The 25,160-nt window shown below is 61.9% G+C and carries 14 protein-coding genes, 1 tRNA gene and 1 pseudogene; 5 read left to right on the forward strand and 11 right to left on the reverse strand.

Annotated elements, in window-relative coordinates; translation table 11 throughout:
- Window positions 1-321: 321 nt before the first annotated feature.
- Both FV223_RS03595 and FV223_RS03600 read left to right on the forward strand, forming a co-directional pair.
- Window positions 322-1,341, forward strand: a complete 1,020-nt coding sequence (locus FV223_RS03595) for a helix-turn-helix domain-containing protein (protein WP_246686474.1) — start codon at window positions 322-324, stop codon at window positions 1,339-1,341.
- A 961-nt stretch (window positions 1,342-2,302) separates the two neighbouring features.
- Window positions 2,303-4,069, forward strand: a complete 1,767-nt coding sequence (locus FV223_RS03600; RefSeq protein ID WP_348644777.1) for a thioesterase family protein — start codon at window positions 2,303-2,305, stop codon at window positions 4,067-4,069.
- Window positions 4,070-4,078: 9 nt separating this feature from the next.
- On the opposite strand, the gene FV223_RS03605 is transcribed toward FV223_RS03600, so the two are convergent.
- The 6 genes from FV223_RS03605 to FV223_RS03630 all read right to left on the reverse strand — a co-directional run bounded on the left by FV223_RS03605 (window position 4,079) and on the right by FV223_RS03630 (window position 12,096).
- On the reverse strand, window positions 4,079-6,412 hold the full coding sequence (locus FV223_RS03605; RefSeq protein WP_147725511.1) for an EAL domain-containing protein: 2,334 nt from the start codon (window positions 6,410-6,412) through the stop codon (window positions 4,079-4,081).
- Window positions 6,413-6,709: 297 nt separating this feature from the next.
- Complete coding sequence (locus tag FV223_RS03610; RefSeq protein WP_147725512.1) at window positions 6,710-7,255, reverse strand: recombinase family protein; 546 nt, start codon at window positions 7,253-7,255, stop codon at window positions 6,710-6,712.
- A gap of 121 nt (window positions 7,256-7,376) precedes the next feature.
- Entirely contained in the window at window positions 7,377-8,405 is a 1,029-nt protein-coding gene (locus FV223_RS03615; protein ID WP_147725524.1) for an amidohydrolase family protein, read from the reverse strand.
- Between the two features lie 174 nt (window positions 8,406-8,579).
- A complete protein-coding gene (locus FV223_RS03620; protein WP_147725513.1) occupies window positions 8,580-9,692 on the reverse strand; it encodes a hypothetical protein in 1,113 nt (370 codons plus the stop codon).
- A gap of 401 nt (window positions 9,693-10,093) precedes the next feature.
- Complete coding sequence (locus FV223_RS03625) at window positions 10,094-11,056, reverse strand: TAXI family TRAP transporter solute-binding subunit (protein WP_187274754.1); 963 nt, start codon at window positions 11,054-11,056, stop codon at window positions 10,094-10,096.
- Between the two features lie 236 nt (window positions 11,057-11,292).
- Complete coding sequence (locus FV223_RS03630; protein WP_147725514.1) at window positions 11,293-12,096, reverse strand: hypothetical protein; 804 nt, start codon at window positions 12,094-12,096, stop codon at window positions 11,293-11,295.
- Window positions 12,097-13,252: 1,156 nt separating this feature from the next.
- Here FV223_RS03630 and FV223_RS03640 point away from each other — a divergent pair.
- The gene (locus tag FV223_RS03640; protein WP_147725516.1) at window positions 13,253-17,329 is read left to right on the forward strand and encodes an ATP-binding protein; all 4,077 of its coding nucleotides are present in this window, start codon (window positions 13,253-13,255) and stop codon (window positions 17,327-17,329) included.
- Between the two features lie 237 nt (window positions 17,330-17,566).
- Here FV223_RS03640 and FV223_RS03645 read toward each other — a convergent pair whose 3' ends face one another.
- Together FV223_RS03645 and FV223_RS03650 are read right to left on the reverse strand one after the other, a co-directional pair.
- On the reverse strand, window positions 17,567-18,610 hold the full coding sequence (locus FV223_RS03645) for a YihY/virulence factor BrkB family protein (protein ID WP_147725517.1): 1,044 nt from the start codon (window positions 18,608-18,610) through the stop codon (window positions 17,567-17,569).
- 110 nt (window positions 18,611-18,720) lie between these two features.
- On the reverse strand, window positions 18,721-19,611 hold the full coding sequence (locus tag FV223_RS03650; RefSeq protein ID WP_147725518.1) for an ImmA/IrrE family metallo-endopeptidase: 891 nt from the start codon (window positions 19,609-19,611) through the stop codon (window positions 18,721-18,723).
- Window positions 19,612-20,486: 875 nt separating this feature from the next.
- Between FV223_RS03650 and FV223_RS31220 the strand changes: the two genes are divergently transcribed.
- The gene (locus FV223_RS31220; protein ID WP_147725526.1) at window positions 20,487-20,897 is read left to right on the forward strand and encodes a hypothetical protein; all 411 of its coding nucleotides are present in this window, start codon (window positions 20,487-20,489) and stop codon (window positions 20,895-20,897) included.
- Window positions 20,884-21,561, forward strand: a complete 678-nt coding sequence (locus FV223_RS03665; protein WP_147725520.1) for a trna delta -isopentenylpyrophosphate transferase — start codon at window positions 20,884-20,886, stop codon at window positions 21,559-21,561. The genes FV223_RS31220 and FV223_RS03665 overlap by 14 nt, the downstream gene beginning before the upstream one ends.
- Before the next feature lie 86 nt (window positions 21,562-21,647).
- Here the strand turns inward: FV223_RS03665 and FV223_RS03670 are convergent.
- The 3 genes and pseudogenes from FV223_RS03670 to FV223_RS03685 all read right to left on the reverse strand — a co-directional run bounded on the left by FV223_RS03670 (window position 21,648) and on the right by FV223_RS03685 (window position 24,802).
- Window positions 21,648-22,538: pseudogene (locus tag FV223_RS03670) on the reverse strand (3'-5' exonuclease).
- 1,160 nt (window positions 22,539-23,698) lie between these two features.
- Window positions 23,699-24,238 carry a hypothetical protein gene (locus FV223_RS03680; protein WP_147725522.1) on the reverse strand — a complete coding sequence of 180 codons (540 nt, stop codon included), beginning with the start codon at window positions 24,236-24,238 and terminating at the stop codon, window positions 23,699-23,701.
- Window positions 24,239-24,727: 489 nt separating this feature from the next.
- Window positions 24,728-24,802, reverse strand: a tRNA-Thr gene (locus tag FV223_RS03685).
- Between the last annotated feature and the right edge of the window lie 358 nt (window positions 24,803-25,160).

Consider the following 25,160-nt stretch of genomic DNA (forward strand, 5'->3'; position numbering starts at 1 on the left):
GAGTGATCGCGATCCTCGGTGCCGGCCCACTCATCGCAGCCATCCGAGGATGAAAGCCCGGACCCTTTGGGCCTTGCGCTGTCGGGTCCGTCCAGTCCGCAAACGCGTTCTCACACAGCCTCCACCCCAAGCCGCCATTCGGCTACCGACCCGATGTTGCCGTAGATGGTGGTTTGCGGTCTCACCCAAGGCCGCCATCTGCCTTGCCAGCCGTAGCTTTGCGCTCTCCGATGCGGCCCGCAGATAGTTGGCTTGCCCTGCCATGGGCCGCATGCCTAACGTTCTCGGCTGAACGGATCGATTGGTAAAGGATGTGGTTGGTTGGGTGCAGAAGATGTCACGGTTGAAGCCGGCCTGCCTTACTTCTTGCTGTCGACGTCGGGTTTGGCCCTCGGAGAGGCCTATGAGCGATGGCGCACCCTCATGGCGCCGTTGTACGAGGTCAAACCAACAACGCCATCTGCCGTCCTGCCTTTCGGCAGCAACATCGCGTTTCAAATCGGCGATCTTGTTGCTCATCGTACACTACTTTCAACTCAATGCCTTCAACGGGACCGCCGACGCGTCGATGCTGGCCCCGACCACTACACGTTCCAACTCTACCGTTCTGGTCGCTTCCGAGGCGTAATCGCCGGCAAAGATATCTTAGCCTCGCCTGGCACTGTGATGCTCATTTGCCGCCGTCACTTGGTCGATGGCATGATCAACCAAGCCGATACAACCGGTATTATCGTCCCGTGTACCTACCTGCACGGTTTATCGCTTGAAAAGCATGACCTGCTCTTCGATGCGGCCCGTAACCGGTTACTGGCTACGCATATTGTAGACATCTATCGCCGATTGCCGACCACACCCGTCAACGAGGCTCCAGCGATCGCCGATGAGTTCGTTATCTTCCTGCACCGCCTGCTCGACGGCTCGCAGGCTTCGGACGCGCTGGACGGTCGCGAACTCGACGGCGGCCTAATGGCGCTGGCCAAGATGATCGTGCGGGCGAACCTGTTACGGCCCGATCTTTCGCCGGAATTCATCGCCGGGCAGATGCTGGTCTCGAGGGCCACCCTCTACCGGCTATTTGAGCCTGAGGGGGGAGTAATGCACTTCGTACAGGGTGAGCGACTGAGGGCGGTACGCGACGCTCTGGCCGATCCAATGGAGAGGCGCACTATCGGCCGGTTAGCCGAAGTGTTTGCCTTCAGCAGTGTCGCACATCTCAGCCGCAGCTTCCGCAAGCGCTACGGCGTCCCACCCCAGGCTTGGCGTAGCGAGCGTCAGATGACTCAGCAAGTCAGCGGTCAGGGGACGTTGCAACACGTCTGGAAATGGCTGCGCGAAACGTGATGAGCGCGTCCGGGTAAGACCGATGCCGTCGAGAGCCAACGCGCGAGGTTGCTTCCAAGATCAGCCGAAGGTCCTAAAAGCGCGTTGAGTGACGTCCGCTCGAACCCTTTTATGCTGGCAGGCGGACGGTCTCGAAACCACCCAGTACGGACGTTAAGGGCGAATACTGATGGTCAGCTTCCCACCATTAGGCTTTTTCGTCGCCTGTCTCGCCCGGTATACCCTCCGACCGGCGTAGCAGCGTGACCGAGCGCACGCTCGCCCACGCTAGATAGTGTTGCTCAGTGGCTTCGGCTCAGACGGTAAGCGGACTCAACCGCGCGAGGCCGCCACGTGCTCTACGAAGCACCTCAGCGCGGCAGGCGCGCAACTTCCCGTCGCCAACCCCAGCGCCAAGCTTGAGCCCCACCGAGCTCGCACTGGTGAACCAACTGATCGCTATGACGATGTAACTACCGCTGTCCGCCTGCTCGGTCCAATTAGGTTCGGCCTCGGCCTCGGCCTCGGCCTCGGCTTAGCTGGACTGCGGTCGGCCATGGGATATGGCAAACCCTACCGATGAAGCACGGTGGCCTTCAGCTTGGCGAACTCGGCTTCATTGCGGTGAACGATGCTGAGCATCCGATTAAACCGTTCGAGTTCCACCAGCGCCGTGCTTGCGCTTGGGCAAGCGTCACCCGAATGTGCCTCCGGTCCGGCTGGGGCCGCCACACTTTTAATCGACTGCACACGGTGCACATCGTGACGAACAGGTTCAGGCCCACCCCGCCACCATATGGATCTTCCGCATTGATGGCCCCTTATCGTCCGATTCGGTCACGATGCTAAGAGGTCTATTTCCGCCTTCGCCATGTTCCCGTGCCGCCATAGATCGGCTATTGATGAGCTAACTGGCTGAACGTTCGCAGGTACGATGACATTTAGAATCGCTCGCTCGTCATCCTGGTCCCCAACAATTGCTTTGTCGTGGTTCTGGGGGCTCGGATTTTTCTATGCCATCCATGTGACACTGTCATACGGATGGCTGGGTTTCCTTGCTTTCGCCCTTCCGAACGCTGCGGGCCTCGGCCTATTCGGCTGGATCCTGGGCGCGCCACGTCGAGACCTCGACCGGATCGTAGCCGTCGTCCAGGGTCCCTATGCGCTGCTATTCTCTCTTGGCCAGTTGTTCGCTGTTGCGATTACGATTTTCGGCTTCGTCGCGTATGCGTGGCTGCCGTTGTTCGGGCCGGGCGCGATCGTGGGTGTAGTTGCTCTGGTCCTCGTCGCATGCTCCATCGGTCACGCGATCCCGCTTCGCGGCATCAGGATAGTTCACGGCGTCTCACTGGCCCTGGGTGTATTAGCGTGTGTCGTAATGTTCCCCGGATTGGTTGCGGCCCCTCATGGCACCAAGGTCCCATTTTACACCTTCGACGAGCGCTTCTACGGCCTCATCGTTCCGTCACTGGTCGGTTTCCTGCTTGGTCCCTGGATGGATGTCCAACAGTGGCAGCGGGCGGTCGAGATTCGACGTTCGGGCGCATCCGTCCGGTTCGCTTACGTTGCCGGCGCGATCTTGTTTCTTGGCCTGCTCGTCGTGAACGCCCTGCTCGCCGCGGCGGCAGGGCTCGGCGAGCCCATCACCTCGTCCGATGGCATTCCGGGAGCGTTCGCGGCCGTCGCCCAGGCGATCGCGCGCGATCATAACACTGTCACAACGTCAGCGTTCGTGGTTTGGACGGCGATCGCAGCTGCCTCTACGATCGACAGCTTCTACTGCTCCACGCGGTGGCTCGGCGCGTCCGTCACGGCGCGCAGTAACTCACCGCTACTCGCCTTCGTGCCGGCGGGACTTGTGTCGTCCCCGGTCTGGATCCTCGGCGCTGCTGTGGCGACCACCTCCATCGCGATCTGGTCCGGCCTCTCGCTCGTGTACCTCATGATGCCGTTCGCAACGATCCTCGTCGGCGCGGCGGCATGCCTCGTCTGCAGGACACTCGGCGCGACGCGTCGGTACGATCCGGTCCTCAGTTACATGATCGGAATGACCGCGTGTCTTGTCTTCCTCGTCGGCTACGTTGCCCCGAGTTGGGCGCTTCTTTCGATCGCGCCGCTCATCGGGCTCATTGGCGCCTTGCCGATGATCACGGAGCTGCTCGGGTGGGGCGGTGCGCCGCCGGTCGTTGCGACGATGCCGAAAGGGGGGCGAGCGTCGGAAGTGGTGACCCTGACCCCGGTGAGGGATCGCGATGAATTGGGCGGCACCCATGGCTTCGACGGACAGTGGTTCACCCTGAATCTGATCCCGACATACGACGACACGAACTCAGTTGGTAACGTCTACTTCGCTAACTACGTGCGTTGGGTCGGCAAGACACGCGAGATGTTCTTCAATGCCTGCATGCCCGACTTCGATCTGAGCGGGACGGATTTCTTTATTCTGACTAAATCCTTCCATCATGACTTCCGTCGCGAGGCCGCAGAGTTCGAGCCGATCAAGGTCAAGATCCGTATAGCGAGCCACAATCGTAAATTCGTGACCCTAGCGCACGAGATTCATAGCGCGAAAAGCGGCCTCCTCGGCAGAGGAGAGCAGTCATTGATGTTTGTCGACACGGAACACTATCGTCCGTTGGATATTCCGCGATCCATTGTCGAGGGCTTCCTCCCGTACTGGCCGAAGAGTTCCCCGAATACGGCGTCGGGCGCTTTGGGCCCGTCCAACACGGTGGGGTCCGAGATATAGAGGTCGGCCTCAGGCCGCTCGGTGCACGTCGGACCGGGAGTCCCGGTTTCCAGCGAGGAGGCAGGCCTGTTCGGCCGGAACGGGCTTACCGAACAAGTAACCCTGGAACTCGTGGCAGCCCTGACTTAGTAGACACTGGCGCTGCGCCTCCGTCTCGACGCCCTCGGCTGTGATTGTCATATCCAGGCTCGTCGCCAAGTCGATGATCGCCTGCACAATTGCCACACTACCGCGCTCGTGCGGAAGATCTCGGACGAAACTCTGATCGATCTTGATCTTGTCGAACGCGATACGGCGTAGGTAACTCAAGCTGGAGTAGCCAGTTCCAAAATCGTCAAGCGACAGCCTCACACCCATCTCCCGCAGATCGACGAGCATCACCTTGGTCGCGGAAGTCGCCTCTAAGAACACTGTCTCTGTGATCTCCAACTCGAGCCGGGCAGCAGCCATGCCGCTCTCCTGCAGGGCGGAGCGCACTAGGACCGGTAGGTCCGAATGCTGGAACTGCCTCGGTGAAAGATTGACGGCGACCCTGATGCCGTCCGGCCACCCGGCAGCGATCCGGCAAGCCTCGCGTAGGATCCATCCACCGAGCGGTATGATGACCCCCGTATCCTCGGCGAGTGGGATAAAATCGGCGGGCGAGACAAAGCCCTTTACCGGATGCTTCCAGCGCAGAAGCGCCTCGAACCCGCGGATGCGAGACGTGTCGGCCGTCACGATGGGCTGGAAATAGAGAATGAACTCGTTGCGATCGAGGGCACCCCGCAGGTCGGCGGTAAGGGCCCGCCGCGCCTGGATCTGGTCGTCCATCTCGGCCTCGTAGAACCGATAGCCGTTCCGGCCCTCACGCTTCGTCCGATAGAGCGCAAGGTCGGCCCGTCGCATGATGTCGTCGCACCCATCCCGCTGGGCGATGGCGATGCCGATGCTGAGCCCAACGCCAAGCTGAATACCGTCGATGGTGATGGGGGCTGCAATCGCCGCGACGATACGTCCCGCGATAGCTTCGATCGCGTATACATCCCGCGCGAAACATCCCGTGACTAGGACCGCGAACTCGTCCCCTGCCAATCGCGCCACATGCAAGTACGTTGCTTTGAAGGCCAACAGGCGTTCGGCGACCACACGTAGTAGGCCGTCTCCGGTTGCATGACCGAAGGTATCGTTCACGGACTTGAACTCGTCGAGGTCGAGCGCGAGTACGACAAGCAGATCGTCCCCGAGGAGCCGCTCGCGCGCGCTTTCTAACATTTGTTGGAACGAAACTCGGTTCGGGAGGTCCGTCAACGGATCGTGCAACGCGAGGTACGAGAGACGCTCCTCCGAGAGCCGCTTCTCGGTGACATCCGACCCGACGCCGCGATACCCCGAGAATGCGCCGCCATTGCCGAACGTCGGCTTCCCGCTTAAGGACCACATTCGTCGTTGGCCCGCAATGTCCAGCGGCAGGAGAAGGTTTCGGAAGACGCGACGCTCGGCGATACAATCCCACAAGGCCGCGCCAGGATGGCTATCGGGTAGAGCTAACGGGGGCAGGAGCAGCCGTTCGAGCGGCAGGCCCAGGAGCTGCCGCTCGGACGAGCCGGCGACTTCGACTAGCCGTGGGGACACGTGCCTGAGGCGAAGGTCGGAATCGGTCTCCCAAAGCCAATCGCTCGCGTTTTCCTCGAACTCGTTAAGTAGCAAGTGTGTAAATTCCTGCTGGCGCTCCAAGTCGATTTGCGCAACGACGCGCATCTTCAGGAGCCGGCTAAGGTGCAGGATCGTGAAGCAGATGAAGGCCGCATAGAAGACGAGCAGGATCCCCACGTAGATGTAGAATTGCTCACCGGTCGCTGCTAGGGCGACGAACGAACCGATGATGATCAGACCCGAGTATCCAATCGCGACCCGCGGCAGGACAGCCGCGCTCATGCCCGTCGCGATAAGGCCTGCGCACGAGGAGGCAATGAGGAGACGCCCTTGTGCGTCCGCCCCCCCGAACAGCATGACCGGAAGGGAAGCAAGCAGCAAACCGTACAGATGGGCAACGAGGATGACGCGCCAGATAAAAGCGGGTCGGACCTCGACTGGCTTAGGGCGCGAGCGCCAGAGCCAGCATTGCTGCAATGTGAGAATTGCCAAGGGCAGTACTGCAGCTTCCAGGCAAACGAGATAGGTGCGATGGTCACCCCCCCAAAACAGGTAGACGACTACCTGCACGACCCCGAGGCTGACCAGGATGGTGAACGGTACAAGGCGCAGCGCGACATCAAGCTGCTCGACGCGCGCCCTAGCCTTTAGGTCGGCATCCAGCGGATCCGTCTTACGATCGGTGTCGATCAGGAACGAGATGAGCATATCAAGTGGCACCGATGCTTTCTGAAGAGCAGCCTTGGTCGCCAAATATAACTGATATTACTAAGCAACACGTTTAGTCCACCAGTTTTGCACGTCGAGGTCAATTTTTGGTTTATGCTACCTGGAACCGTGACACATTTTTAACGAGTGTCCGCATCGGGTCGAGAGAACGCTCGGCGATGATGTCCGCCTTCATGCATCGCTGCCCTGAAGCGGAATAGCTCAAATCCACCCAACCTGGTCGTAGAGTATATGCGCGGGTATCAGTCGGAAGCAGTCGTTGCGACGCCCCAGTGATCAAGGTGTGCGCAAGATGCGGTAGACCTGCATTCGTGAGCATCCTAACGCGGCGGCAATCGCTGCCGGACCGCTTCCGGCAAGCTGCAGTGCCCGAATCTTATCGCGATCAAGCCGACGCTTGCCACCAAGGTACACGCCGGTAGCCTTCGCCTGGGCGATGCCTTCCCGCTGCCGCTCCTTAATGAAGCGCCGTTCCATCTGCGCCACCATGCCAAGAACGGTGATTACCACGTGACCCATCTCTTCGCGCGTAGAGACATGAGGGTCGAGGACAGTGACGGAAGCGCCGCGCTGCTCGGCTTCGTGCACGACGTTCAGCACATCGCGGGTATCACGCCCGAGGCGATCGAGCCTCGTGACAACCAACTCATCGCCTTTGCGTAGGAACTCAAGGATGGTGGCCAATTCGGTTCGCCCCTCGCGGCTACCGCCCGACACCTTCTCGGATCGTATGATCGCGCAGCCTTCGGAGCGTAGGCGATTGAGCTGCCCGTCGAGATCCTGATCGACGGTGCTAACGCGGGCATAACCTATACGGGGCATGTGTCACCTCAGGCTTTATGCCCGAGGCTACCGCGTTACAAATAGGCAGCGTCAACCCAGATGTTACGGGTCCGGTTTTCTGATCTGTTACGTCACGCGAGGGTATACCCTGATGTCAGCGTTATCGCGTTACCCCTGCCGAAGCCAATCGTGCTGCTAGGCGCGGATAGATTCGAAGTGCGTTGCTTGCGTAGATTTTGGCGCGGTCGGCATCCGGGATCGCAGCGGCCTCGACGTAGCGCTTGGTGTCGTCGAAGGCGTGGCCGGTCTCGGGATCGATCCCGTTGACGGCGCCGACCATCTCGGAGGCGAACAGCACGTTGTCGGTCGGGACAACCTTCAGAAGCAGGTCGATCCCGGGCTGATGGTAGACGCAGGTGTCGAAGAAGACGTTGCGCATCAGCTCCGAGATCGGCGGTCGCTTCAGGTCCTGCGCAAGGCCACGGTAGCGGCCCCAGTGATACGGCACCGCGCCGCCGCCATGGGGAATGATCAACCGCAGGGTTGGGAAGTCCTTGAACAGGTCGGAGGTCACGAACTGCATGAAGGCCGTCGTGTCGCCGTTTATGTAGAGGGCGCCGGTTGCATGGAAGTTGCGGTTGGCAGATGCGCTGACGTGGATCATACCCGGCACGTCGAGTTCGACCATCTTCTCCCAGAGCGGATACCAGAACCGGTCGGACAGCGGCGGATCCGTCCAGTAGCCGCCCGACGGGTCTGGGTTGACGTTGCAGCCGACGAAGCCGAGTTCCCGCACGCAGCGCTCGAGCTCGGCCGTGCAGTTCTTCGGCGACACGCCCGGCGTCTGCGGCAGTTGGCAGACGCCGACGAAGTTACGCGGCATCAGCGTCGCGATACGGTGGATCATGTCGTTCGAGACGATCGACCAGTCGAGGCTGGTGCGAGCGTTGCCGATATGGTGGCCCATGCCGCCGGCCCGCGGCGAGAACAGCGCCAGCGAGATGCCGCGCGCGGCCTGAAGCTTGAGCTGGCGGTCGGCCACGCTTGCCCGCACCTCGTTGTCGCTGACAATCAGCGAAGATGGTGTCGGCGATTGTGCGGGGTCGTTGATGGCGTCGATCTGGCGCTTGCGCCACGCCAGCATCGATGGCGGCTCGGTGGTGTAGTGCCCGTGGCAATCGATCACCAGGCCGGTATAGGGCGTGCGTTCAGCGACAGCTTGGGCACGGGCAGAGCTGGCCTGCGCGGCCAAGGCGGCAACGCCACCGCCAGCGAGCCCACCAGGAGGCCGCGACGCGGGAGGCAACAGGCACACGTGGCTGGCGTGGTCGAGTCCGAGTCGGCGGTCATCATGCTTCAGTCCTCACGGTGCGGCCGTCCGTTTGCGCAGAACCATGTCGCCTCGGAACAGGAATTTCTGGGCACGCTTGCCGGTGTCCACCTCGGTGGTGAACACGTTGCCCTTCGAGTCCACCGCCAGATTGTGGACCCAATGGAAGTCCCCCGCCTGCCGGCCATTGCGCCCGAAGTGGCCGAGCACCTCGCCGGTTTCGCGGCTCAGCGTGCGGACCTCGTTGTTCGCCCCGTCGGCGTTGATCAGGTAGGTCTCGCGCTCGTCCGGCCAGAGGGCGAGTTCCCACACCGCACCATTGGCCCGCGTGCCGCGCTCGACGAACATCTCCTTCACGAAGCTGCCGTCCTTGTGGAAGACCTGAATGCGGTTGTTGGTGCGGTCGCAGACGTAGACCAGTCCATCGCGAGCGATCTGGACGCAATGGACTGGATTACGGAACTGCGCCGCCGGCGCGGCCGCGGGGTCGTAGGGTCCGAGCTTCTCGTCGGTCGGCGGCTTGCCGTAGGCTCCCCACATCCGTTTGAACGCGCCCGTCTCGGCGTCGAACACGATCACCCGATGGTTGTAGTAGCCATCCGCGACGTAGAGTTCGTTGGTTTCGGGATCGACCTGCATTGCCGCGGGCTTGCCGAGCCGCGTGTTGTCCAGGCTATCGGTCTGGGGGCCCTGTTTGCCGATCTGCAGGACAAACCGGCCGTCCTGAGTGAACTTCAGGATCTGCCCGTCGGTGTCGCCGTTGCCGGCCAGCCATACGAAGCCCTTGTGGTCGATGTGGATGCCATGCTCGTTTGTGGGCCATTCGTAGCCCTGGCCGGGGCCGCCCCATGACTTCAGAAGCGTGCCGGCCTGGTCGAAGACGAGGACAGGCGGGGCCGGCTTGCAACACCGGGTCCGCGGCGGATCGAGGCTTGCGGCTTTCTCGTCATCGGTCAGCGTCCGCGGTCGCTGCACGACCCAGACGTTGTCCTGCGCATCAACCGCAACGCCGGCGGCCTGCCCCATGATCCAGTCGTTTGGCAGACGCTTGGGCCAAGCCGGATCGACCTCGAAGCGCAGTGGTTCTTCTGCATGGACCGGTAGGACGAAAACGATCGCGACCACGGCCGCAAGGCATCGTAGCATGCAGGTTCCTCCGGCGATCTTATCTCTGGCGTGATCGCTTTGTCTCGGCCCATAGGGGGCCATCGGGCTGCGTTCGTCCAGCGACCGGGCTTCAACTCCGGGCCGCATTGTTTTCGCGGCGCGACCTCGCCAGACTCTTTGCCGCCGTTTCGATGCCGGAGGTCGCACAGCTCGCGTCGGGACTCAGAGAACCCACGGGATCGAAGCGGGTGCGCCCGTTCCGCGCGGCCGAGAAAGCGTTTTCAGCGATTTGTGCGGGTCTATCGCGGCGCGGCCTATGGCTTCGAGAACATCTGTGCACGGATCGCGGCTGATCTCGCGGACCGACCGGTTCGAATGACGGGTCTTGCCGCCTCGGCGTGAACCCTAAATGCAGCAACTGGGCAACGGTCGTACGGTGATCACTTCGGAACCGCGCCGACCTCCCGAAGATATGCGGCGGTCGCCTGGTGAAGCCACCCAGCAGGCACGTTCGAGACAAGGTTGCGCGGATCGCTCTCGCGACCTTGCGGATAGTTTCGAGCCAAGGTCTCCCGCCCGCAGTCGATCGCTCGCACGAGCCTGGCGACGGCAACGTCTTCCAGGCCGGGTCGGGCCAGGATGAAACTCCAGGACCCGACTGTCTCAACCGCTGCATCCTGACCGTGGAAGGAACCAGCCGGAACGGTCAGTCGACGCAGCGAGGCGCGAAGGGCCAGGATCTGCGGGATCGCCACGGGCGCTGGGCCGAAGAAGCGAGCGCCTCCGGCCGCCTCCGCCAGATTTTTGAAGCCCGGCCAGCCGAGGCTTGCCCCCCAGAGCGCAGCGGCACGACCATCAAGGACCTGGTTCGCGCCGTCGGCGGCATCGTCGAGTAGGATCGGCGTGATATCGCTCTCAGGATCGATGCCGGACCCTTGAAGCACGGTCCGGCCCATGATCGTGAACCCAGAGCCGCGCGTACCGAGTGCAACCCGATGCCCGCGCAGATCCTGGACATTTCGGATCGGACTGGCCGCTGGAACAACGAACATGCCGGGTGAGGCATCGATGGGTGCCGCGACCGTCAAACGGTCGCCGTCGCCGTTCTGATTGGCCATCGCTTCGTAGGCGTATTCGCCTTGTACGAGGGCGAGGTCGAGCTTGCCAGCTTTCAGCAGCGCGAGGTTTTCGGTCGAACCCTTCGTGATCGTGGTGTCGATCATCAAACCCGGATCAACCGCGTGGACGGCGGCAATGAGCGCTCGGCCAAATGCCGGGAATGAACCACCCGGGGTTGCCGTTCCCAAAGTCAGACGGAGCTCGGATTCGTTCTGTTGCGCCAGCGTGCGTGGGATCGTGGCGAAACTTGCCATGCCGAATAGCACTGCGCGCCGCTGAATCATGGTACCCCCACAACTGGGCTCTACGAACGCCCGCAATGCGCCAATAGCTGACGGTAGGTGCCCGCCCGAAAGCGGACCTTCAGTTCCAGGTAACCGTCCGTCCGCTGTCGACCGTTTTATCCCATTCCGCGGGCGACGCGTGAACGTTTGCTTCAGACAGACCCAGTCATTCGGTTGTCAAATTATGCCCAGTACGTGTGGCAACACACTCCTCGTCTGATCGGCCAGAGAAGCAATCAGGCAAAGGGCCGGAGTGTTGGTGGCGGCCCGTCATAAATCGGAAGCATCACATTCCAGTCGCCGTGATGCTGCAACCGCTCCATACGCGAGCCATTGCGATAGCCCCAGGCACCAAGCATGCGCCCTATATAGTCGAGCTCGCCCTGACGCTCCAACGACTTGAAAACATGCAGATGCGGAAAGCCGTTGCGTCCCCCGGGCATGGCAATGCGATGACTCTCGACGATTGCCCAAACATTGCTGATATGTGGATAACCTCCATCGACGGTCTCGAAAGCAGTCTTGAGTGTGTAGCCGATCGCGGTAAGGTCAATCATTGGCTCGGCCTCGTTCATCAGGATGAGAAGTCCACCGGCATTCGGGAGACGCAGCCGCGTCTTGATAGCGCCGATCTGGTCGTTGGCTTTCTGGAGATGCCGTCGCACGGCACGTCCCGCCATATCGACCATCATCTTGGAGATGGCATCGCGATCGCGAAGCTTCTCGATGACATCGGAGATGCCCAAGGTGCCGAATACGATCGGTGCGTCGCGCCGGGAAAAGCGTTCCCTGAGTCGCTGCTCGGTCCGATCCTGCGGGCTTGCGTTCAGGGTCTTCAACTCAGCGACCAAGCCACGCGCTCCGAGCAGATAATCGGCCTTGGTGTTTGAGCCGTTGATCTGATCGAATGCAGCGCTGTCGAGAGACTCTGTCGAACTATCACCCTCCAAAAAATCGATCAGGCGCGCTTCGAGCCCGCCTGCGGGCTTTGCGTCCGCGGCAAAGGCGAGAAGATCGATATAGAGCTTGTCGACAGTCATGTTGCATCATAGCCCAGCATAGCTAATCATCCAACCACGAGCGTAACATCGTTACGAATGCGGCTCCTTGATATGATCGCGTCCCTCGTGCTGCAGGCGGGAGCGGATCGCCCAGATGTAATCCGGCTTAAACGGCGGTTTGGGGCCGAGAAGGAGGCTGGGGTTCCAGGGTCGGCGAGGGTGTGGCTTTTGTGGCGGGAATGTCGCAGCTCCGATTGAGGAGTCTCCAGTATTTTGCCCTGACCGTGCCCCTCCCACGCGCCTCTGTTGCGCGCCACCACCAGACCTTGTTCTTCGGCCAGGAATCAGACCTTCGGTTCGGTACCCAATCGAAGCATGTTGTTCGCACTTCAGTTCCAGGCGCCAGCGAAGCTCCAAAAGCCCTGGATCCGCTGCCCTTTTTGGGAGCTTGGGCAGCCCTTTTACCGAATGCTCGATCCGGTAGGGCCACAGTCTTCGATGTAGCGCCTGTGTTTGGTTTCCGGGATCGGTACGACATCTGCGCCCTATGCGAGCATCTAGTACAGCAATAATTGTGCGAGGCTACAGTCTTTGCCGGGCGCGATTGTCTCCAATCTCTCAACCAGCAACACGTCGCATTCCTTCCTATCGGCCTGAAACCGCGTATTGCCACACCGCCAATCGCCTTCGGCAAGATCGTCGGTGCTCGATTCAAGGGTTGCGACCTTGTTCCAGCTAGGCGATGACTGTGTCGATTATCTCCCGGTGAAGGCTCGGGCGGTCCCGGCTTATACGCCGGGCAGGGTACGAGGAGGGCAATGCGGATCTCCGCGGCAGGCCGGCCCGGAGCCCCTCTCCCGACCCTCAACCTGTCGCTCCTCCCCGGCCCGCCCTTGGCTATGTCAGCGGGTCAGATGTTTCTTCGGAGCGAACCCCCAGCGACAAGCCCTCACCCGAAGCGCCGCGCTGCCGGCCACGGTGGCGCATACATGCCGGCCATTTTGACAAACCCTTATCCGGCAGCCTCTTTTTCTGTCTTCACGTTGTGCATGTAGCCGTTCCCGCGTATCACCACGCCGTACCGACAAACGACGTTCGCGTCTCAACCTTTTAACGGAAAGACCGGGCAACTTCGTTTCTGCATTTTCCACGATACAAATAGCCCTAGAATTTAGTCGATTTATTGTGCCCAAAAATGAAGAAGCAAAATTTCTTTACGCCAGGAAATCTGTCTGATCTCGTTCCGCAGGGCGATGCGGAGCGACAAGCCGTGGACTCGCTGCGCGGCTATGCTTATCAAGTGCTGGCCAGCGCCGTCGCATGGATCGACATTGGCGAAAATAGCCAGATATTCTTAGAAGTTGCGGAAGATTACGCCGTTGTTGCTGAGCAAGTCCTGAACGGCGTCCAGGTCAAGGATACGGCCGCATCGGGTTCCGTCACTTTGAACACCGCCACGATACGCGATGCGGTGGCGTCTTTCGTCGATCTTGTGAAGCGCAATCCGAGCGCGACTGTAACGTTCCGGTATTTGACCACCTCGCCCTTGGGCAATGAACGGGCCTTGGGCGACCGGATCGACGGAATGGCAGGTTTGGAGTATTGGCGACGCGCTGCGGCGGGTGCCGATCCGGCGCCGTTGCGGATCCTGCTCGAAAGCGAAGCTTTCCCAAAGTCGGTCCGGGAATTCGTCCAGTTTCGGGACGACGCTCGACTGCGTTCCGAGCTGCTGCAGCGTATACAGTGGGATTGCGGACAGCCGGGCTTCGCCGATTTGCGCCTGGAACTGGAAGAGCGTCTGGTAATCGTCGGCCGCGATCGCTTCAGTCTACCTGGGGCGGACGCGCGCCGCCTCGCTGACATCCTGGCCTTTCGCGTTTTGGCCAAGAGTGTTCTCAAGGAGCCCGAGCGACGGGTGCTCAGGAAGGCCGAGCTGTACGAGCTGTTGGAGGAAGCTGCGGAAGTGTCGCTTCCCCGGACGGCTTTCGCCGCGATGCTGGCGCAAGCGGCGTCCGGCATGGCTGGCGGCTCCGCGGGGGCGGGCGGCCCGGCCGCCGTGGTCGTGGCCGGTGATCCGAGCTGGATGATCTCCAGCCGGACGCTCGCGCCGCCTAGCCGCTTCATTCCACGGCCCGCCGTGCTGGACGCAGTATCAAGCGCGTTGGGCCGTTTTGGCACTGTGATCCTCACAGGGGCCAGCGGGCTCGGCAAATCGCATATCGCCCGCGTCGCGGCGGAAACCCACGCCGACGGGTTCGTAACAATCGATTTCCGTGACGTGGACGCTGCCGAGGCGCGGCATCGGCTGGACATCGCCCTGGGCCGCATCGGCGGGGTTGCTGCGTCGGTCATTCTCTTCGAGGACCTGAACCACTTCGATGATCCGCAGGTGTCGCGCAGCCTAAGCCGCGTGATGCACGCCCTCCGACACCGCGACCGCGTTGCCCTGTTCACCTGCTATCGCTCGCCGTCGACGCGCATCGCAGGGATTGTCGGGATCGACCCAGCCAGCATCGTAGCAGCCCCCTACTTCACGGAGGATGAATCGCGCGAGCTGGTCGCGGCGCATGGCGGCGATCCCGAGCTATGGGGCCGCCTCGCGCACGTCGCCGGAGGCTGGGGGCATCCTCAGCTGGTCCACGCCTTCGTGGTTGGCCTCGCCGGACGCAGCTGGCCACGCCACGAATGGCGCGACATCGTGGGTCGCGGCCTGACCAGCGGCGACCTAGATGCCGAACGGGAAAGCGCCAGGCGGAGCCTGATCGGGGCGCTCCCCGAGCATGCCCGCACGCTGCTGTACCGCCTCAGCTTCCTGATCGGGCGCTTCGGACGCGCGGCAGCGCTGGCGCTCGCTGAAACCCCGCCGCCCATCCCCCAAGCTGCGGAGGCTTTAGACCTGCTAGTCGGGCCATGGATCGAGGTCGTCACCGCAGACCAGTACCGCTTGTCGCCGCTGGCAAGTGGCACCGGACGCAGCATGCTGTCCGAGGACGAGCAAGAGCGCTTGCACGCCTCGATCGCTGGCCGGATGCTGGCCGGGCGCAGCGTGAATGCCAGCGACATCGATTCCATCCTCACGCATGCTTTAGTGGGCAAGGCAGATTCGGTCCTCCTCCGAGTGTCGATGAGCCTGATCACCCTGCCGGAAGACAAGTTGTCGCTCATCGCGGAAAGTACGACCATTCCGGGCATTATCGAACCGGAACGGTCATTCGGTATTAATCGCACCTCTGTTGCGATCATGTTGCGCCTAGCCCAATTCAAGTTGCTGAATGCCGGTAAAGACAAGCCGCGGGCAGCCGCAGCCGCAGCCGCAGCGATGCATGCTGTGCGGCAGATCAAAGACAAAGATCACCAGAAATTGCTCGAAATCATGGTCCTCAGCACGGTGCTGACGACGATGAGCACGGCTGATTATTTTGATGATTGGCTCGATTGGCTGCAACGCTGGCAGCTGATGATGTCGGCACCGGGTCCTTTAAGTGAAATCCGGGATGGCTTCGACGAGGCAGCCAGAGCCAGCAACGCACCGACCAACGTCATGATTTTTCGCGTCGGCACGGCCCACATCACGACGGTGGAACGGCTGGAAAAGATCATAAATGGCCTCGATGCCTTAAGTCCTGCAGACCGTGGAGATTTGTTGAGCCCACTCGACCCGTCGCTGGGCAATTACGCGGTGCTGATCAACAGCCCGTGGTCGAGCCGCTCCGCTCAGCCGGACTTCGACGCTGCAGATGCGGCGGCGCGCTACGCACACATCGCTGAAAAGACAAGGAAGTGGGGAATTCCCGACCTTGCCGCACAGCCATGGATCGCACGCGCGGTCATGCACGACGAATTTATGGCCGATGGGGATGGCGCGCTGGCGATCCTAGAGGAGGCAACGAGCGTCTTGGGCGAGAGCCCACCACTCGCTCGCGCGCGGGCGAAAATCTACTTCCGGCGCAACGATTTTCCGAAAGCGCTGGAGATACTGCATGCCATCGCAGACGTGGTGGGCCACGACAGTCCTGTCGAGCGTGCCTTTGCCCTCCGCGAGGCGGCCATCAGCGCGGGCAGTTGCGGGGACTGGCCGCAGGCCGAACAATGGTTCCGCGACGCGCAGGCATCGGCGGACGCCGCCCAACTGGGCGACATGACGGCCATGGCGATCGGGCTTGGGGCCGACGCCGCCGCCGCTGCCCTCCGCTGCGGCGAGCCTGCCCGCGCGCTGCGCTGGCTTGCCGAAGCGTTGACGGCGCTCGCGCCGATTGATCCTGAAGCGTCGTTGCGAACAGCCTATGTCCACCGCGTCGTGCGCCATGCGGTGCTGTGGGCGAAGGCCATCATCGAAAACGCCGATGTCCAAATCGAGGGGCAACCGATCAGCGTTCCACCCGGCACCTGCAGCAACCCCGATCCTGTCGAGGCGATCAGGCAATTGCCTCTCAGCGAGATCGATACGGCTTGGTACACGCTTGCCGAAGCCGAGATCGCGGCGGGCGTCGATGCCGGTATCCTGGAAGGTCTACCCGGACGGCTGGCTGGCGGCCCCATCCCAATGCTGGAAATTGTGCTGAATAACGAAAAGATGAAGCGCGCCATTCGATCAAGCGATGTGGGATCGTTCACCAGCAACATCACTGCTTTTGTTAGCGCCAATCTGTATTTGTACGACAACCAACATTCTCTGCGCGAGAGCTTCAGTCCGCTAGCGCCACCCCGCGGACACATGCCGGCGGGCGACCTGACGAGGAATTTGGCTGAGCAGATGGCCTGCGACGCCATCCTCGCCTTTGGGCTGCATGCACTTTTCACTGCCGACGCGAGGCCCCTTGCGGCGCTTCAGGGAGAATTGCGGAAGCAGCTTGGCGCGATGCACCCTGGACATACTCTCTTCGGAGACAATACGTTTGACGACGGCGTCGCACTCAGCCGCGCGGTTAGGAAACTACTTGATGCCTTCCCGAGTGGATCGCCACCAACGCCTCTGGATGCTTGGCGTTTTGGCTTTCGCTGCTTCGAGCAGCTGAGTTTATCAAATTTCGGGTCGATGCTGTTTCCGCCTTGCTCCGCATGGCTGCGGCAGCGCTGGTCCTATATGTTGCGCGATCAGCGTTTCCTGTTGAATCAGCCGAGGCTTACAGAGCGGCCTCTTCAAGAGGTTCTGGCGCGTCCTAACAACAACAAAGCGTTCGTGGCCGCCCTGCTGCTCGCGGGCATCGCTGCTGTCGCCGTCCGATTGCCCGAAAAGTACGTCGATGATCTCCGGCGGGCAGCTTCGAATTGACCTATAACTGCTCATGCGGATAGCCGATCGGAGTTTCTAGGCGCCGAAATAACTGGCGCAATGAGCCAATGAGCGCGCTTTTCCATAAGCCAGATATTAGATGAAGTTGGGCGTGCCGAATGGTTGGGTTCGACTTCGGCGCCATTCCATGCATTGCCTGAGAGCAGACCTCTTCGATTTCCGCTATGGGTCATTTTCGACCCTTTGACAAAACATCGGTTGTGCTGTGCGAGTGACTCATTCCCGGCTTGGTCCGACGTTGTCCGCAGCGAAAGCCTCCCGGACGCCAAGAGGTTTGGGCCATCCTTCGGTGCTGTCGCGGGCAGTCTGGCGTTCCATCTCTGAATTAATCTCGGCGCCTAGCAGGACGACGACGAAGGAAAGCCACATCCAGGACATCAAGCCAATGCCAGCGCCAAGAGACCCGTAGATGCGGTTGTAGCTGTCGAAGCTTGCCACGTACCAGGAGAACACCCCGGACGTGCAGACCCAAAGAAACGCTGCCAGCGCGCTGCCCCAAGTCACCCAGCGCCATTTCGCTCGGCGTCTGCTTGGGCCGTAGCGATAGATCAGCGTCAGGCTCAGGCTGACTACGACCAAGATGACTGGCCACCGGACCACGGACAGGATGGTATCGGCCAGTCCCCCGAACCCGAAGCGCGCTAGGATCGCCGGAAGGACGACCACCACGCTGATCGTCACGAGCAGAAACGCAGCGCCGCCGAGGGTGAATAGGAAGGTCGTGGCGTAGAACCGGATCAGGGTCCGATCCTCCCGTTCCCGGTAGATGACGTTGAGAGCATCGAAGAGGGCGCTGACGCCGGAATTCGCGCTCCAGAGCGCAATCAGCAGGCTGATCGTCGAGGTGAGGCTCAGCGAGCCCGTGCTCCGCGCGGCGATCCGCACGAGCTGCTCGGAGAGCAGTTCAAGCGCGGCGGCAGGGAGGATGTAGGTCAGGAGGCCGACATGCTGGCTGATCACGTTGGGATCGGAAAACAGCCCGTAGATCGAGACCACGGCGACGAGACCGGGAAACACGGCGAGCAGGGCGAAGAAGGCGACGCCGCCGGCCGTGGTGAGCACACGATCCTTCGGGAGAGCCCACACGGCGCGCCACAGGATGTCCTTCCATCCTGCCTTCGGAATCTCTGAAGGGCGGCTCGCATCGCGGCCCCGATCAGGCTCCCGCGCGCGCTGCCGTGCCGTTTCGAGGGCCGCTGCATCCTGCGAGCGCGTGGCAACCGAGCGCCAGTCGTCGCCTTCGTCAACGTCCTGAACCACGGCTACGACCCTGCGAGGACTCGGTACCAGTGATCGCGATTTGATCCTGCTGACATCGGTTCAGTCGAAGTCGTAGCAGCGCTCGGCGTCTGATCCCGCAGGAGTGTCGCCTACCGTCGTCCTGAATGGAAGCGGTGGCGCCAGCCCTCCTCCAGCCTACGCTCCTCCGCGCTATCCTCCGGAACGGCTTTGAGACGCAGCAGGATCATCGCAAAGCCACTCTGCTGGAGGTACACCTGCTCGTCGAGCGACGGCACATGGAGATCGCGCTTCACATCGATCCAGACATCAGGACTGCACGCGGCGATGCCGCCCGGGATGCTCGGTTGATGCGAACTGCTGTGAAAGAGCGATTGCTCCGGGACCGGGCTTCCGACGGCACAGACGATGGCCGGGAAGGAGAGGCTGCGGTAGCAACGCTGCACTCGGCCATGGCCCGCCACGACGATGGCGATCCGCTCGGCGTGGTACTGGACGTAGGCCCGGGCCGCCGTCTCCCTACCGACCGCGAAGTCGCGCGCGAGCGCAAGAACGTGCTGCAGATCGGGCTCGTGAAACGCCGTCATAGCCCCCCGCAGCAGGTGCGGAGGCATCAGTAGAAGGTTGGCAAAGCGGTTGGCCTCGACCTCCCTGCGCTGGCGCTGGTCGCCCGCCTTGGCCGTGATGTGCAGCATGTCGGATTTCTTGCACAAGAACCGGTCGGGCTGATCAGGGATGTGGTGCGCCATCAGGAAGTGGCCGAGTTCGTGCGCGATGGTGAAGCGGCGGCGCGGTTCGCCCCCGCGCCTGGCGAGGATGGTGCCGTCGGACCGCTTCGCGTCGGTGACGAGGCCGCCCTCGAACTCGTCAGTGTCGAGGTCCTCGATCCTGATGATGCCGAGGCACGCACATAGGTCCTGGATCGGCACGGGCACCGATAGATCCGGCTCGGCGTGTAGAATGCGTTTGACGAGCGCCTCCGGCGAGCCCGCGCCCGTAAGATCTATCCTGCTGATCGGCATTCATGGAGCCTCTCACATCCCTAAGCCGATTTGTCTGGCTGCCACGCTTCCGCTCTATCGACGCAGGGCCTACCACACGCGATCTGCGCCATATATTGCCTTAATTGCGCGTCATCCCGAGACGTCAATTGGTCAGCAAGAACTATGATGCACCACCACGAACTCGTTTCAGGCCCGGCGTCGTTGACGGTATGGCCAAACGACATGAGCATTAAGGCGGCGGAGCCAAGGGAGATGCCCAGCCTTCAAGAGGCCCTAGGGGAAGCCCTTAGGGCGCTCAGCGCAGGCACCGGGACCCCATGGGTGACGACGAGCGACGGTCTGATTCTGTCGCCAGCCCACCTCAGGGGCATGCTGGATTTAGATTGAGGTCACCGCGCCTGCTAAAGAAGGCGCCCGTATTGATGCGTAAGGTCGCCTCGCTGTGATTAACCGGCCTAACCACTGCGCCGATGGTCAACTTCGCGCTCCGGTTGTATATGAGGGTTCGATTCCCCCCGGAGACCGCATGCCAACAAACGCTGCCGCCAAAGCATTGCCCGAGGGTGAGATAACGTTCCGCGGTCGGGGGCACGGAGTGCTAACGGGGCTTAAGCTGCTGCTTAGGGTGTGCCCGCATTGCTCACAGCGAAACGAGCGGCGGGCTGCGGAAAAGGGCTTCTGCCAGTGGTGCGCCTATGTCCCGTTGATGAGTGACGCTGAGGCCGCCAAGGCGTCATGAGGTGGGCCTTTTTACCCGCAAGCGGTGCCTGAGCCTTTAAGAACAAAGCACGAACACCCATATCAAGTCGATGCTTGGCGACAACTTTTCCAAGGCGCTTGAGATCTTGACCAACGGGGTGTCGGAGGGGGTTCCGAGCTCTTCCGCCGCGACAATGGGCGAGGATCTGTCCGCCATCGCTTTACCGCTTATCGAGCGGCAGGATGGCGCGTGGCGCGTGCTGCCTATCGAGGGCAGGTTCGCACTCGTCTACGAGGATGGGAACGGAGCCTGGAGTGTCCGGCATCTCGCCGCGCACGAACTGAAGATCGGACCTGGCCGGGTTCTGGTCGGTGGCACCGATCAACACCGCGGCGGCTATCGATGCTTCCGAGCCGACCGCGTCCGACGGCTCAGCGATCGTGACACTGGCGAGCGGATCGAACGCAACATTCTCGATTGGCTCACCCGCCGGGCTGAAGCTACGCGCCGCAACCGTGCGGCGGCACTTCGCAATATTGCACGGCGGAGCGGGGTGGCGAAATCAGGGGCGCGACCGGTTGGAGGGTGCCATGAGAACGGCTGACAAGCAGATCGCTGACATCCTCGTGCGCTACGGCGAGCCTTTCGGTGGCAACGTCTGGCGCGTGCAAGGTACGGCGGTCATCTACCACAGGACCTTGGAGCGCATTGCCGCTCAGGCCGGGATCCGCTTCGACCCGCCCACGCTATTGCGGGCTGAGCGCGACGAAGCTGTAATCCTCGTCACCGGCCGGCTGCCGGGCGTCAAACCGGGTTCCGAGCGCGTCGAGTGGTCCATCGGCGAAGCTCTGGTGAACGTGAACTACCGCGTCTCCGGCAAGCAGGCGGGATACGTCTACGCTATGGCCGAGAAGCGGGCTAAGGATCGGGTCATCCTTAAGCTGCTCGAACTGCACGGCCTCGTCTACTCGGAGGAAGAGGCCGACGAGTTTCGCCACGGTCACCCTGCCGCCGTCCGGGACGTGAACGAGGATCTCGACAATCCCGATCCCTTCGATGAGGTCACCGAAGCCGAAGCTGACCTAAAGCGGCGGATTGACGAGATGACGAGCATCGATGCGGTCACCGACCTCATGCTCGACACCGAGACTCAACGAACTCTTGGCCAGATGCCGTCGGGCACCCGCGATGAGGTCCGCGACTATGCGAAGGCACGGCTCGTGGCGCTTGGCTGGCCACCGAAGAAGTCTCGCCGCACGGCCGCCTGACTCCAGGGATCGAGGGTACCCCTCGGTAGCTGAGTGATCCGAACCCGCGACCTGAAGCGTTGTGAGCAACGGCTAGAGTGATCCCTTCAGGCTTCGGGGCTCGTCCTTATGGAGAACCGATCCCGCGCCGTGATCCGGTCGGTTGGCAGGTCCTGGACCTCGCGCTGGAAAATCTCCTGGCTGAGAAAGCTGCGTTCGATCTCAAACCGTTCCTCTTCGACATCGATGTACCAGCACCGCCGCCGGCCGCTCCAGCGATAGCTGCGTGCCTTCAGCACGTCCTTCGTGGCGATGGGCGAACCCGCTGCCCAGATGCGCACCGTGGGCCTGCGGGCGGTTTCCAGCAGGCAGGACAACGCGAGGCGGCCGGAGGCCTTCAATGGGGCTGCCAGCAGCGCCATGAGGGCATGGCAGTCGTCGATGGCGCGATGCCCGTTATGAAAGAAGCCATAGTCGGTGAGCAAATAGCCAAGCTACATGCCCTCGTGGCCTTCGTCGCGCCATGGCACCTGATGGCAGGAACAAGCCCAGTTCTTCTCTGCAAAGATTGGCCAGCGGCCTTCGCACATCTGGCGATCAAAGCTGGCGTTGTGAGCAATTACCACGGCGGTATCGGCAGCCATCGCGCGCACGGCCGCATCATCAATGCGCTGGCCAGCCACGTCGGCGTCCGTGATGCCGGTCAGGCGCGTGACCTCGGGCGGGATCGGCTTGCTCGGCTGATGAAGCTGATTGAGCGTCCCAAGGATGCGGTAGACGCGGCCACTCGCGCCATACTCGAATTTGATGATGCCAAGCTCGATCACCTCGTCGCGTGCGTGATCGATACCGGTCGTCTCTGTGTCGAGGATCAAGCCAATGAAAGTCGGTTCGTCGCCCTGATCCATGGAATCGGCAAACGGTTTGACGCGCCGCAGGACCCGGTAGTCGCCGGTGCCCTCTAGCACCTCGGCAATGCTCTCCAAGGGTTCCATCACCGTTTCGTCGTCTCAATCTTGATTTGAGAAATGCCGAACTCGTGCCGTAGTGGACGGAGATGGCAGGAGGGCACGCCCATGAGGGTACCACCAGCCTAGCCGGAACTGGATCCCCAAGGGAATTGCCTCATGTGCAGGCGCAGCCTCCGATGAGAATGCGGCTCGCACCTCGTCTTCGGGCACGCCCTTCGAAGCTCAGGAGGTTCAGCCCATCTCTGGGGACCAGCGGACTGAACGGCAAGCTGCCGCTCGCGTTAGCCTAAGGCTGTCCGGAAGAGGCGGCTGAGGAAACGCTAAGGAGATGATAATGCGACAGTTCGCAATGTTCCTTGCTCTTGGCATGCTGTCGATAGGCAGTACGGCTTGGGCGGCCGAGAACTCGGGAGCACCCGGCGCATCCAGTAATGCGCCGGGCCGGATGCAGGGCTCGCCCAACGCGGCTGGCTTCGGCAAGTCCGACACGACCGGACCAGGAGCCTCGCGCATTGCGCCGGGCCAAGAAATGCAGAAGGACGGGCGCATGCAAGGCTCACCCAACGCAGCAGGCTTCAAAGGGGGTGGAAGCTCATCATCAGGCGGTAGCGGAAGCCGCTAAACCATAGAACGCGGGGCGGCCACTCTTGTCGGCCGCCCCTTAGCGCCTCGGCAGCATCGTTGTGATGCAGAATATTCTGCGTTCAATGAGCCGGTATGACGGTGAACGCTCGGCCGGCCAGCCTTCCTCAACGTCGTGAGGCACTACTCTCGTCTTTATGATCCGGCTTGGTCAGCCCGAGATGCTCGTGAGCCTCGGCGGGCGTCATCAGTCGAACAGCCTCATCCGAAAACCCAACTTCACGCAATGCCGCTCGCTGCTGATTCGTAATCATTAGGGACACGGCGGGAGATGACGCAAGCGGAGTAGCCACACCCCTCCGCCGAGCATCCTCAGCTTGGTGGCCACCATCTGGGAAAGCTTCCTCTGCAGCAGCTTGGCCAGGAAGCGCTGTGAGATCATGGTGAGCTTCTGCCATCAGCCAGCTTTCCTGCTCCTTCATGGATCAAGCGGTTGAAATTGCACACGCCCCCAACCGACGCGCTTACTCCGGTGCATGGCGTTCTGGCTCTATCTCCGAGTGCGGACACAGCACTAGGTAGTCGTATTGCAATGCGGGGGACGTTCATGCCCTTTCGCGCTGGGCCAAACGATTTACGCGGAGCTGAACGGCGCCAATTTCGGCGGTCAGTGCGCCCGTCACGGTCACCTTCCTACGACGCTTGCACGTGCCGTCAGGTCGTCGGGTCGTAATCGTGACCTCGTGAACGAGCGCTCGCTGACGCTGCTCCGATCGGTTTTGAGCAGCAGCCTGCCTGGTCGGTTTGTGCCTTGCCGGTCGGACGGCGGCAGCCCGCCGCGCCCAGGCATGCAACCCTTCGCCGGTGGTGGCGCCCAGCGCCTGAACGCGGCTCGGCAGCACCCGTGTCGCTTCGAGGTGCTGAATCGCCCTGACGTCGCGGCTGATGAGCTTTCGGGCCGCCAAGCGCTCGGTAGGGGTGTCGCCTCCGTAGGATACGAACCGCTCGACAATCAAGTGCAGGTCCGTCGTGGTTCGAGTTCGCTTGCAACCGCTCAGGGGCTCGAGTTCGGCCACTAGGGCCGCGCGGTTCGGGTTCGAGCAGAGCTGGACGTAGAAGGCGTAAGCTTGGGCGATCGCCCCCAAGTGCTGCTTGTCGGATGCCTTTCGAACGTTCAGCCCCGCTCGGCGTAGACTGTCTGGCTTCCCATCGCAGGACAGCGAGGTGTGCCCGGCCCGCCGAAGGAAAATCTCGGCGTCGGTTCTGACCGCGCTCGAATCATTTGTCTGAACGGGAAGCGTAGAGGGCACCAAATCGGGCGGGTTGGTCGTTTCCTGGCGTTCGGGTCGTCGAGGCGCTGAACGCGTCGGTAGGGCTAGGGGGAGGGCGGAACGGCTTCGGTTAAACCGAACGACGGGAGGCGAATCAGCTGGCATGGTGGCCCTCATTCATTTCGGTCCGACCGCGGCATGTGAACGACCGCTTTTGGTCGAGTGCTCGGTTTGAATTGGCGTCACGCCGAACGGCCCCCATTGCGTCGCGCGAAATGGCTCAGCCGTTACCCCGGTTGTTACCCTAGGATAATTCATTGACGGGGTGGAGAGTCGAAAATGACGCTAAGTCATTGAAATAGCTGGTGCCGGTGGAGAGGATCGAACTCCCGACCTTCGGTTTACAAAACCGCTGCACTACCGCTGTGCTACACCGGCGGGCATTCCGAAACCCTTGACAGACTTGAGGGTTCTGGCGCGTCAGGGGCGTCTTTGACTACGTTTGACGGCGCTTCGTCAAGGCACGGGATGCGACGCGGTCCCCGTCGCGATCCGCTCCGCCCGCCGGCCGCGACGCGCGACTCATCGTCGACTCCCCGTTCGTCGAAGCCCGCACATCGCTCGTTGCCGGACCAATCGCGGCTGGCCGGAACAGTGCCCTGCGTGCCGCGATTGGTCCGTTGCCGCGACGAGGAACGGAGGGCGCGATGCCGAAACGGAACAGCAAGGCGTGGGCGCTCGGCGTGACGGCTGCGGCCCTCGCCTGGAGCGGCGCCGCCCTCGCGCTCTCGGGCGC

The organism is Methylobacterium sp. WL116 (genome assembly GCF_008039455.1).
GTDB lineage: Bacteria > Pseudomonadota > Alphaproteobacteria > Rhizobiales > Beijerinckiaceae > Methylobacterium.